Annotated in this window: 10 protein-coding genes; 8 read left to right on the top strand and 2 right to left on the bottom strand. The window is 39.1% G+C overall.

The window, feature by feature from the left end; genetic code table 11:
* The first annotated feature begins 446 nt into the window (after nucleotides 1-446).
* Entirely contained in the window at nucleotides 447-1,433 is a 987-nt protein-coding gene (locus D8Q48_RS16385; RefSeq protein WP_121057289.1) for a diaminopimelate dehydrogenase, read from the top strand.
* A gap of 157 nt (nucleotides 1,434-1,590) precedes the next feature.
* Here D8Q48_RS16385 and D8Q48_RS16380 read toward each other — a convergent pair whose 3' ends face one another.
* Entirely contained in the window at nucleotides 1,591-2,181 is a 591-nt protein-coding gene (locus tag D8Q48_RS16380; RefSeq protein WP_121057287.1) for an HAD family phosphatase, read from the bottom strand.
* Between the two features lie 200 nt (nucleotides 2,182-2,381).
* Between D8Q48_RS16380 and glmS the strand changes: the two genes are divergently transcribed.
* The 5 genes from glmS to rfbC all read left to right on the top strand — a co-directional run bounded on the left by glmS (nucleotide 2,382) and on the right by rfbC (nucleotide 7,849).
* Nucleotides 2,382-4,220 carry a glutamine--fructose-6-phosphate transaminase (isomerizing) gene (gene glmS, locus D8Q48_RS16375; RefSeq protein ID WP_118738174.1) on the top strand — a complete coding sequence of 613 codons (1,839 nt, stop codon included), beginning with the start codon at nucleotides 2,382-2,384 and terminating at the stop codon, nucleotides 4,218-4,220.
* A gap of 119 nt (nucleotides 4,221-4,339) precedes the next feature.
* A complete protein-coding gene (gene rfbA / locus D8Q48_RS16370) occupies nucleotides 4,340-5,236 on the top strand; it encodes a glucose-1-phosphate thymidylyltransferase RfbA (protein ID WP_121057285.1) in 897 nt (298 codons plus the stop codon).
* Between the two features lie 15 nt (nucleotides 5,237-5,251).
* Nucleotides 5,252-6,280 carry a dTDP-glucose 4,6-dehydratase gene (rfbB, locus tag D8Q48_RS16365; RefSeq protein ID WP_121057283.1) on the top strand — a complete coding sequence of 343 codons (1,029 nt, stop codon included), beginning with the start codon at nucleotides 5,252-5,254 and terminating at the stop codon, nucleotides 6,278-6,280.
* 3 nt (nucleotides 6,281-6,283) lie between these two features.
* Nucleotides 6,284-7,225 (top strand): dTDP-4-dehydrorhamnose reductase, encoded by a 942-nt coding sequence (gene rfbD, locus D8Q48_RS16360; protein WP_121057281.1) that lies wholly within the window; start codon nucleotides 6,284-6,286, stop codon nucleotides 7,223-7,225.
* 15 nt (nucleotides 7,226-7,240) lie between these two features.
* A complete protein-coding gene (gene rfbC, locus D8Q48_RS16355; protein ID WP_022075680.1) occupies nucleotides 7,241-7,849 on the top strand; it encodes a dTDP-4-dehydrorhamnose 3,5-epimerase in 609 nt (202 codons plus the stop codon).
* Between the two features lie 142 nt (nucleotides 7,850-7,991).
* Here rfbC and D8Q48_RS16350 read toward each other — a convergent pair whose 3' ends face one another.
* The gene (locus D8Q48_RS16350) at nucleotides 7,992-9,194 is read right to left on the bottom strand and encodes a methyltransferase domain-containing protein (protein ID WP_117991275.1); all 1,203 of its coding nucleotides are present in this window, start codon (nucleotides 9,192-9,194) and stop codon (nucleotides 7,992-7,994) included.
* Between the two features lie 378 nt (nucleotides 9,195-9,572).
* Here D8Q48_RS16350 and D8Q48_RS16345 point away from each other — a divergent pair, with 378 nt between their 5' ends.
* Nucleotides 9,573-10,652, top strand: a complete 1,080-nt coding sequence (locus D8Q48_RS16345) for a GGDEF domain-containing protein (RefSeq protein ID WP_121057279.1) — start codon at nucleotides 9,573-9,575, stop codon at nucleotides 10,650-10,652.
* A gap of 163 nt (nucleotides 10,653-10,815) precedes the next feature.
* The gene (locus tag D8Q48_RS16340; RefSeq protein ID WP_022075676.1) at nucleotides 10,816-11,184 is read left to right on the top strand and encodes a RidA family protein; all 369 of its coding nucleotides are present in this window, start codon (nucleotides 10,816-10,818) and stop codon (nucleotides 11,182-11,184) included.
* Nucleotides 11,185-11,283 lie beyond the last annotated feature (99 nt).

Raw genomic sequence — 11,283 nt, 5'->3', positions numbered from 1 at the left:
CAACAGACCGCTCGACAGGTCAGATCACAAACTGTAAAGCCGTTAAACAATAGAGCTTAACACAAGATATATTATATTGTATTAATCAGGCAGAAGCAAGGCTCTGCCTGATTATGGTGCAAAAAAAATATTTTCTTATAAAAATCATCTACTTTTATGATAATAATACTTTTTAAAAGCTTAGGGAAGAGAACTTCAATAGGTTCATACTATGATGAAAAAAGCTTAACTAAATGTTATTGGGACGGGGGTTTCTGGCTCTTTTCGTATGATACCACTTGATTGCAAAAAAATTGTTTCTGTATTGCAATCTGTTAAAAAGATATGTTAAACTATCCAAAAGCATATTTCTTATATATTTATGGAAGGATAGAAAAAATTATTGCGCACAAACTCTTAACGGGTTTATAATAAGACTCGGTTAAGAAACAATAGGAGGGATCAATATGAGCATTAGAATTGGTATTTTAGGATATGGTAACCTTGGAAGAGGTGTAGAGTGTGCAATTAAACAGAATGCAGATATGGAACTGGTAGCAGTATTTACACGTAGAGATCCTGCGACAGTTCAGATTTTAACAGAGGATATTCCTGTATGCCGTATTGCGGATGTGCAGGATTGGAAAGATAAGATTGATGTAATGATTCTTTGTGGAGGAAGTGCAACAGATCTTCCAAAGCAGACACCATTGTATGCAGAGATGTTCAATGTCATTGACAGCTTTGATACACATGCAAGAATTCCAGAGCATTTTGAAGATGTCGATGTAGCAGCTAAAAAAGGTGGTAATGTCGGAATTATTTCTGTAGGCTGGGATCCTGGTATGTTCTCTTTAAATAGACTTTATGCAAATGCAATCTTGCCGGAAGGTAAGGACTATACTTTCTGGGGCAAGGGTGTCAGTCAGGGACATTCGGATGCAATCCGCCGCGTGGAAGGTGTCAAAGATGGAAAGCAGTATACAATTCCGGTAGAGGCTGCACTGGAAGCAGTTCGTAACGGGGAGAATCCGGAGCTGACAACAAGACAGAAGCATACAAGAGAGTGCTTTGTAGTGCTTGAAGAGGGTGCAGATGCAGCGAAGGTTGAAGAAGAGATTAAGACAATGCCAAACTATTTCTCTGATTATGATACAACCGTACATTTTATCAGTGAGGAAGAGTTGAAGGCAAATCATAGTGGAATCCCACATGGTGGATTTGTGCTTCGCAGTGGAAAGACAGGATGGGATGGAGAGAATAAGCATCTTATCGAGTATAGCTTGAAGCTGGATTCTAATCCGGAGTTTACAGCGTCTGTGCTCGTTGCCTATGCAAGAGCAGCTTACAAACTGGCGCAGGAAGGTCAGTCTGGATGTAAGACAGTGTTTGATATTGCACCTGCATATTTGAGTGCGAAGAGCGGAGCTGAATTGAGAAAACATTTGTTGTAAGATTAAAGTAAACGCTTTTGTTGTTTGTATTTCAGAAGTTGATAATATATCATATAAAGATAAAAATCGTTAAGGCTTTGATATGTGCCTTAACGATTTTTTTGTTTCCATGTATGCGACATCTTCGGAGTTTTAAAAATTGCAAAAATTTTATGAGCTAAAATTCAATCTGTTTTTTTACCTCATCAATATTTCCGGTAAAGACAATACCATCCATTCCGGCATTTTTGGCACCTTCGATATTTTGTGGAAGGTCATCGATGAAGAAGCATTCTTCTGGATTGAGATTAAAATGCTTAAAGAAGTACTCATAAATATCCAGGTCTGGTTTTGCCATTTTGATAGGACCTGAGAAAATGACGCCGTTGAAGCTTTTTAATAATTCTGAATCTGCCATATAATCAGCAAAGTAAGTAGGAGCGTTGGATAAGAGATAGATCGGGATTTGACGCTCATTTAATTCTTTGATAAATGCAAGGGTGTTTGAAAGGTGTGTGACTTCTTTTGGCCAGTCGCAAAAGAATGTGCGGACGGTATCTTGAAGTCGCGGCGGTGTTAATTCCAGTGTACTTTGCAGGTAATCATCGTACTCGAGTGTGCCCCGGTCGAGGTCCGGCCATTGGCGGTAGACGATGTCACGCAGCAGGTCGGCATCTTCTTGGGATTCGCAAAAGGATCTTAAAATGGCAAGACCATCGAATTTTGCAATGACATTTCCGTAGTCGAAAACAATATTTTTATATTTCATATCAGAGCCTCTTTTCTGCCCATTTTTGAGCAAATAATGTAAAAAATTAATTTTATTTTACAATAGATTGTTTCGTCTTGCAATTGCATAATTATGAAAAATAAGTTATACTTACAACCGAATATATTTTGCGGCTCATAAAAGAAGATTCGCATATATTTGGTAACAAAAGAGATGTTTTAAAATATGGGAGAAGTTATATGTGTGGAATAGTAGGATTTAACGGACACAAAAATGCAGCTCCGGTTTTGCTGGATGGATTGTCAAAGCTGGAATATCGTGGATATGATTCTTCGGGAATTGCGGTTCGTGACGGTGAGGCACCGGTCAGAGTGGTAAAAGCAAAGGGACGTCTGAGTGTTCTTTGTGAGAAGACAGATGATGGACGTGCGGTAGCTGGAAATTGTGGTATAGGACATACAAGATGGGCAACACATGGAGAACCATCCGAGACAAATGCACATCCACATTGCAGTGATGATGGTAATGTAGTAGGTGTACATAACGGGATTATCGAGAACTATCAGGAATTAAAGGATAAGCTTGTGAAAAAGGGGTATGTCTTTTATTCTGAGACAGATACTGAGGTTGCGATCAAATTGATCGATTATTATTATAAGAAGTATCTTGGTACGCCAATTGATGCAATCAATCATGCAATGGTTCGTATTCGTGGGTCTTACGCATTGGCAGTGATGTTTAAGGAGTATCCGGAAGAGATTTATGTGGCAAGAAAAGACAGCCCGATGATCTTAGGTGTGGAGAATGGTGAGTCTTACATTGCTTCTGATGTTCCGGCTATTTTGAAATATACTAGAAATGTATATTATATCGGTAATATGGAGATTGCCCGTCTGCAGAAGGGGAATATTACATTTTATAACCTGGATGGAGATGAGATCGAGAAAGAGCTTGTTGAGATCAAATGGGATACTGAGGCAGCTGAAAAGGGTGGATTTGAGCATTTTATGATGAAAGAGATCCATGAGCAGCCGAAGGTGGTAGAGGATACTTTGAATTCTGTTTTGAAGGATGGCAAGATTGATCTGACAGAAGTTGGACTGACAGAGGAAGAGATGAAGGAAATCAGCCAGATTTATATTGTGGCATGTGGTTCGGCATATCATGTTGGTGTTGCAGCACAGTATGTGATTGAGGATCTGGCAAGAATTCCGGTACGTGTTGAGCTTGCATCAGAGTTCCGTTATCGTAAACCGATTTTGGATAAGAATGGTCTCGTTATTTTGGTCAGCCAGTCGGGAGAGACCGCAGATACTTTGGCTGCACTTCGTGAGTCAAAGGAGCTTGGTGTTAAGACACTTGCGATTGTAAATGTTGTTGGTTCTTCAATTGCACGTGAGGCTGATAATGTATTTTATACACTTGCAGGACCGGAAATTTCGGTCGCAACGACAAAAGCGTACAGCACACAGCTGATTGCATCGTATGCACTGGCGCTGCAGTTGGCAAAGGTACGTGAAACGATTTCTGAGGAAAAATATTGTGAAATGATTCAGGAACTTACTACAATTCCTCGAAAGATTGGCAAGATTCTGGAAGATAAGGAGCGTATTCAGTGGTTTGCAGCGAAATATGCAAACTCAAAGGATGTATTCTTTATTGGAAGAGGAATCGATTATGCAATCTGTCTGGAAGGCAGCCTTAAGATGAAAGAGATCAGTTATATTCATTCAGAGGCATATGCAGCAGGTGAATTGAAGCATGGAACAATCAGTTTGATTGAGGATGGAACGTTGGTGATCGGTGTTCTGACACAGGATCATTTATATGAAAAAACAGTTTCAAATCTGGTTGAGGTGAAGAGTCGTGGCGCATATCTGATGGGCCTGACACATTATGGCAATTATAATATAGAAGATACAGCAGATTTTGCAGTCTATGTTCCGAAGACAGATGAACATTTTGCTACTTCATTGGCAGTTATCCCTCTTCAGCTGCTTGGATATTATGTATCTGTTGCAAAGGGATTGGATGTAGATAAGCCGAGAAACCTTGCGAAAAGCGTTACAGTAGAATAAAAATTTTATAAAAATTAAAAAAAGTACTTGAAGGTGACCTTAGGTCACCTTTTATAATGGGAACAACTAGTAAACGAGACGTGAAAAATATTGAATACATAACGTATAAGGAGGTTCTCATGAAGGGAATTATTTTAGCAGGAGGTTCAGGCACTCGTCTGTATCCTTTGACAATGGTAACATCAAAACAGTTATTGCCAATTTATGACAAACCGATGATTTATTATCCGATGTCTGTATTAATGAATGCAGGTATCCGCGATATTCTGATCATTTCTACACCACAGGACACACCAAGATTTAAAGAGCTGCTTGGTGACGGACATCAGTTCGGAGTACATTTGTCATATGCAGTACAGCCAAGCCCAGACGGACTGGCTCAGGCATTTATCATTGGTGAAGAATTTATCGGTGATGATACAGTGGCAATGGTTCTTGGCGATAACATTTTCGCAGGACATGGTCTGAACAAGCGTCTGAAAGCTGCTGTGGAAAATGCAGAGACAGGTAAGGGTGCTACTGTATTTGGATATTATGTAGATGATCCGGAGCGTTTTGGTATCGTTGAATTTGACAAGACAGGAAAAGCAATTTCTATCGAAGAAAAACCGGAGAAACCAAAGAGCAATTACTGTGTAACAGGTTTGTATTTTTATGACAACAAGGTTGTAGAGTATGCGAAGAATCTGAAACCAAGTGCCCGTGGAGAGTTGGAGATCACAGATTTGAACAGAGTATATCTTGAGAAAGGTAACTTGAATGTGGAGCTTCTCGGACAGGGATTTACATGGCTTGATACAGGTACTCATGAGAGTCTTGTTGATGCGACAAATTTTGTGAAAACAGTTGAGACACATCAGCATCGTAAGATTGCTTGCCTGGAAGAGATTGCATATCTCAATGGCTGGATCAGCAAAGAGGAGATTCTGGAAGTTTATGAAGTATTGAAGAAGAATCAGTACGGACAGTATCTCAAAGATGTACTAGATGGAAAATATCAGGAAAATTTATACTAAAAGGAGTTTTTAATTATGAATATTATCGTAACAGGTGGAGCAGGATTTATTGGAAGTAACTTTGTATTTCATATGTTAAATAAATACCCGGATTATCGTATCGTATGTCTGGATTGTCTGACATATGCAGGAAATTTATCTACATTGGAGCCAGTAATGGACAACCCGAATTTCCGTTTTGTAAAAGAAAGCATCACAGACCGTGAAGCTGTTTATAAATTGTTTGAGGAAGAGCACCCGGATATGGTTGTAAACTTTGCAGCAGAAAGCCATGTTGACCGTTCTATCGAGAATCCGGAAGTATTTTTGGATACAAATATCAAAGGAACAGCAGTTTTGATGGACGCATGCCGTAAATATGGTATTAAGAGATATCACCAGGTATCTACAGATGAGGTTTATGGAGATCTTCCTCTTGACAGACCTGACTTATTCTTTACAGAGGAAACACCGATCCACACAAGCAGCCCATACAGCTCATCAAAGGCCGGTGCAGACTTGTTAGTTCTTGCATACCACAGAACTTACGGACTCCCTGTAACAATCAGCAGATGCTCTAACAACTATGGACCATATCATTTCCCAGAGAAATTGATTCCACTTATGATTGCAAATGCTTTGAATGATAAGCCACTTCCGGTATATGGCGAGGGATTGAATGTCCGTGACTGGCTGTATGTTGAGGACCACTGTAAAGCAATCGACCTGATTATCCACAAGGGAAGAGTTGGAGAGGTTTACAATGTTGGTGGACACAATGAAAAAACAAATATTGAAATCGTTAAGATTATTTGTAAAGAATTAGGAAAACCAGAAAGTCTGATCACACATGTTGAGGATAGAAAAGGTCATGATATGCGTTATGCAATCGACCCAACTAAGATCCACAATGAACTTGGATGGCTTCCGGAGACAAAATTTGAAGATGGAATCAAGAAGACAATTCAGTGGTATCTGGACAACAAAGAATGGTGGGAGACAATCATTTCAGGTGAGTACCAGAACTACTATGAGAAAATGTATGCAAACCGAGAGGAAATTTAATCTATGAAAGTATTAGTAACAGGTGTAGGCGGACAGCTTGGACATGATGTGATGAATGAGCTTGCAAAACGCGGTTATGAAGGCGTTGGTTCTGATATTAAGGAAACTTACAGCGGTGTTTTGGATGGAACACCGGTTGTAAGTATGCCATATGTTCCGATGGATATTACGGATGCGGCTTCTGTAGAGAAGGTTTTGACAGAGGTTGCGCCGGATGCAGTTGTGCACTGTGCAGCGTGGACAGCTGTAGATGCTGCTGAGGATGAGGATAAAAAAGATATTGTCTATGCGGTAAATGTAAAAGGAACACAGAATATCGCGGATATGTGCAAGAAGCTTGACTGCAAGATGGTTTATACAAGTACAGATTATGTGTTTGACGGACAGGGTACTAAGCCTTGGCAGCCGGACTGTAAAGACTACAAACCGCTCAGCGTATACGGTGAGACAAAATTAGGCGGAGAGCTGGCAGTTGCCAATACATTGTCTAAATATTTTATCGTCCGTATTGCATGGGTATTTGGAAAAAATGGGAATAACTTTATAAAAACAATGCTTAAGGTGGGAAAAACTCACGATAAGTTGACTGTGGTCAGCGACCAGATCGGAACTCCGACATACACATATGATCTTGCAAGATTGCTGGTTGATATGATAGAGACAGAGAAATATGGTTATTATCATGCAACAAATGAGGGCGGTTTCATCAGCTGGTATGATTTTACAAAAGAGATTTTCCGTCAGGCTGTAGAGTTGGGACATACAGAATACAGTGAAGATAAAGTGGAAGTAAAACCGGTTACAACTGCAGAGTATGGTGTGTCTAAAGCAGCAAGACCATTTAATAGCAGACTGGATAAGAGCAAGCTTGTGGAAAATGGATTTGAGCCATTACCGACATGGCAGGATGCTCTTGGCAGATATTTGAAAGAGATTGAAATATAAGAGGTGTGAAGTAAAATGGGACAGATTAAAGTTGAAAAAAATGCAGGTGGAATTGAAGGTCTTTGCGTAATTGAACCTACTGTTCATGGTGATGCAAGAGGATATTTCATGGAGACTTATAATCAGAAAGATATGGAAGCAGAAGGGCTTACAATGAACTTTGTACAGGATAATCAGTCTAGCTCTACAAAGGGAGTTTTAAGAGGACTTCATTTCCAGAAAGAATTTCCACAGGGTAAACTTGTCCGTGTAGTGAAAGGTTCTGTATTTGATGTAGCTGTAGACTTGAGAAGTGACAGTGAGACTTATGGAAAATGGTTTGGTGTTGAACTGACAGAAGAGAACAAAAAACAGTTCTATATTCCGGAAGGATTTGCACATGGATTCCTGGTACTTAGTGATCTTGCAGAGTTCTGTTACAAATGTACAGACTTTTATCATCCGGGAGATGAGGGCGGTCTTGCATGGAATGACCCTGAGATTGGAATTGAGTGGCCACAGTTGGTTGGAGAGTATCAGGGAAATGCTTCTGCTGAAGGATATCAGCTGGAGGATGGAACAGCTTTGAATTTGAGTGATAAGGACCAGAAGTGGGTTGGACTGAAAGATACATTCCATTTTTAAGGTGAATTTTGTAGTTAAAAAATAAGAAATGACTATACAATCCAGCGAATTAAAGTCGGACATGTCCGATGAAGATGAGCAGGAGAGTATAGTCATTTCTTGTTTATGTTGCTATGTGGTTCTAAGCAGCAATATCTCCTAATTATTTCTGGCAGATAAATAATCCGGCATCCTTAGTGATGTGAAATCCATCCGTCATATTTTTTTCAACAAATCCACGAAATTCATTATAATGATCCAACAACATTTGATTTTGATTTCCATGACAGGAAAGGATGTATTCGATCAGCGGTTCGGGTCGGTCTAATTCGATGGCATCGATATATTTTTTGCATTCAATCTGATTGAAATAAGGCTTTAGTATTTCTTCACCATTTTCCAATCCGAATTGTTCGTATAATTTTTCGGCGGAAAGTACAATCCGATTGTCGAATTTTTGTACGAGGTCGCTGATTTCTTTCATGTGATTGATTCCGTATGTGCTGCAGATGAAGCACCCGCCGGGAGTTAATACACGTACAATTTCTTTGCAGGCAGATGCAATGTCTTCACAATAAAACAGGACATGGTTTGCAACTACTAAATCAAAGCTTTGATCCGGATATGGAATCTGTTGACAGTCGAATGCCTGAAATTGGAATCTTTTGTCGGCAGCAGGCAGATTACGTTTGGCATCGCGAAGCATTCCTTCGGAAATGTCAGAAAGTATGATTTGGATTTTTGTAGGAATTTTATCCATATTTTCCACCCAAAGAGCGCCATTTCCACATCCAATCTCAAGAACTTTTAAATTAGAATTTGCAGTATTGTTTATGCTATCGAGTTTATACTGTTCAAAAACCCATGGAAACCACCCTTGTTTGTTGATTGAGTAATCTCGATGGAGTCGGATTCTGGCGGAAATGTTGGTCGCATTTTGATATTGGGATTTAAAACTTTTTTCCATATTTGTAAGGTGGATAAGATCCAACATCTGGCTCCAGTCGATCTGATGCTCTTTTTGGATGGCATCCACGGTGTTGTTTAAAGCATTTTCAACTAACTGCATCTGTTCGATTTTATCCTGAATGAATCGTTTTTGCAGCTGGAGTGCATTCAGCATAAAATGATAGTCGCTGTCATTGATCGTCATTTCTCGTATGTCTTCCAGCGAAAATCCAAGGTATTTTAAAAGCAGGATTTGTTGGAGACGGGCAAAATCCTGGTCTGTATAAAACCTGGAGCCCGATGGGGTGACATAGGATGGATGAAGAATATTTTGTTTATCATAAAAGCGAATTGTTCGAACCGATACATTTGCCATGCGGGCGAATTGACCGGAAGAGTAATAGCCTGGTAATTTCATGTTAATGGTACTCCTTTCGATATCGGATACTTGGGTTTGCACATAACAGGTTCCTCCTTGTGACGTTAACTTCATTATATAAGATAAAAGCGCAAAATTCTATTTTTTTTACTTTTTAAGGTTTTTTTATTTTCTAAAACTTTTCATTTCAGAGAAGTCTGATATAGTGAAGCATGGGAGCGTTAGTACTGATTTCAGCGAGCTTTTTGATTCGAATTTTACAGTAAAACTTTTAATACTGTTGAAATAATGATACAATAATCAGAAATGTGTAGCAGAGAACATATAGATTCAAAAGAATGTTTAAAGATATTACTGGTTACTGTTCACAGTGTATTGTGAGTAGTAATTATTTGTGGTTAGGAAGGAAAATGTATCATGAAACGAGATGCAGAGTCAAAGCAACATAAAAAATGGAGAATAGTATCGACGATCATACAAAGTTGTCTGATTGTTATTCTGATTGCGCTGGTTGGAATGATGATGTTTGAAATCGAACATTTACAGGGAACTGCACGAGTGATTAACTATGCGGGATTGGTGCGTGGTGCGACGCAAAGAGAGATGAAACTTGAAGTGTCAGGACGTCAGAATGATGAGTTGATTCAATATCTGGATGATATTTTAAGTGGATTGAAATATGAAGACGGTAATTATGATCTGATCAGTCTGGATGATAAAGAGTATCAGAAGAAGTTGGATGAGCAGATTCATTATTGGGAAGATCTGAAAGAAGAAATCCAGAAGGTGAGAGATGTTGGATATCGAATGACCAATATTGTCGACATGAGTGAGAAATATTTTCATCTGGCAGACGAGACCGTTTCTGCGGCAGAGAACTATTCGGAAAAGATTGCAAAAGAGATTCGGGTATTGGAGATTGTGTCAGCAATTGATATGTTTATTCTGTTCTGTCTTGTCCTGGAACAGATGATATCGGGGATGCGTATTGTAAAGAAGAATAAAATATTGGAACAGAGGGCTTATCTGGACGTGCATACAGGACTTCCGAATAAGAGCAGATGTGAAGAATTACTTCATGATATGCGGCTTATTACAGAGCCGGTTGCATGTGTGATGTTTGATCTTAATAATCTGAAAAAGGCGAATGATACAATGGGACATTCAGCAGGAGATCAGCTGATTGCTAACTTTGCAAGAATTTTACGCAAGGTGGTTCCGGCGAAAGATTTTGTGGGACGATACGGTGGGGATGAATTTATTGCTGTGATTTATGATACAGATAAAGAACATGTTCAGGAAATATTGAATCAACTTCAGAAAGAAGTAGATCAGTTTAATGTAAACAGAAAGAGTATTCCGATCAGCTTTGCTCAAGGCTGGGGGATTTCGACAGATTATAATGAATGTACATTACGTACTCTGTTTGATAAAGTAGATTACTACATGTATGAGAATAAGCAGAAGACAAAAGCAGGTAGAAAAGATACGGTCTAAAAAATATTTTGATACACCTAAAAAATATTTTGAAAAATTTAAGAAATCGGTTGATTTTTTGCAGATATGTGAGATAATTGAGATATGCATAAGAATGTGTATTACAGTTTGCAATGGATTTGCAGGTTGTAATACATTAAGAAAAGTAAAGGAGAGATTAAAAATGAAAGAAATTTTCACAGACAAAGCACCAGCAGCAATCGGACCATATTCACAGGGATTTGAAGTGAATGGTATGGTTTATTTATCAGGACAGATTCCGGTAAATCCAGCAGACGGAAGCGTAGGAGAAGGAATCGAAGCTCAGGCTGAGCAGAGCTGCAAGAATGTAGGAGCATTATTAGAAGCAGCAGGAACAGATTTTTCTCACGTTGTTAAAACAACATGTTTCTTAGCTGATATGGCTGATTTTGCTAAATTCAACGAAGTTTATGCAAAATATTTCGTATCTAAACCAGCTCGTAGCTGTGTTGCAGTAAAAGATCTTCCAAAGGGAGTTCTTTGCGAGATCGAGGCACTTGCTGAGAAATAAAAAGGTATTTTGAACTGATTAAAGGTGCCAGTTGGGGACGAGTGCCGGTTGGGGACGGAGTTTAGTGGCTTTTTTACGCGTAAAAAAGCCACTAAACTC

The sequence above is a fragment of the Ruminococcus sp. B05 genome (assembly GCF_003628495.1).
Taxonomy (GTDB): Bacteria; Bacillota; Clostridia; order Lachnospirales; family Lachnospiraceae; genus Schaedlerella; species Schaedlerella hominis.
Note: the sequence above shows the minus strand (reverse complement) of the source record. Positions and strands in the feature narration are given on the sequence as shown.

Bases quoted from the DNA above. Each gene is read 5' to 3' on its own strand.
- D8Q48_RS16385 (WP_121057289.1), top strand. From the start codon at position 447: ATGAGCATTAGAATTGGTATTTTAGGATATGGTAACCTTGGAAGAGGT.
- D8Q48_RS16380 (WP_121057287.1), bottom strand. From the start codon at position 2,181: ATGAAATATAAAAATATTGTTTTCGACTACGGAAATGTCATTGCAAAA.
- glmS (WP_118738174.1), top strand. From the start codon at position 2,382: ATGTGTGGAATAGTAGGATTTAACGGACACAAAAATGCAGCTCCGGTT.
- rfbA (WP_121057285.1), top strand. From the start codon at position 4,340: ATGAAGGGAATTATTTTAGCAGGAGGTTCAGGCACTCGTCTGTATCCT.
- rfbB (WP_121057283.1), top strand. From the start codon at position 5,252: ATGAATATTATCGTAACAGGTGGAGCAGGATTTATTGGAAGTAACTTT.
- rfbD (WP_121057281.1), top strand. From the start codon at position 6,284: ATGAAAGTATTAGTAACAGGTGTAGGCGGACAGCTTGGACATGATGTG.
- rfbC (WP_022075680.1), top strand. From the start codon at position 7,241: ATGGGACAGATTAAAGTTGAAAAAAATGCAGGTGGAATTGAAGGTCTT.
- D8Q48_RS16350 (WP_117991275.1), bottom strand. From the start codon at position 9,194: ATGAAATTACCAGGCTATTACTCTTCCGGTCAATTCGCCCGCATGGCA.
- D8Q48_RS16345 (WP_121057279.1), top strand. From the start codon at position 9,573: ATGAAACGAGATGCAGAGTCAAAGCAACATAAAAAATGGAGAATAGTA.
- D8Q48_RS16340 (WP_022075676.1), top strand. From the start codon at position 10,816: ATGAAAGAAATTTTCACAGACAAAGCACCAGCAGCAATCGGACCATAT.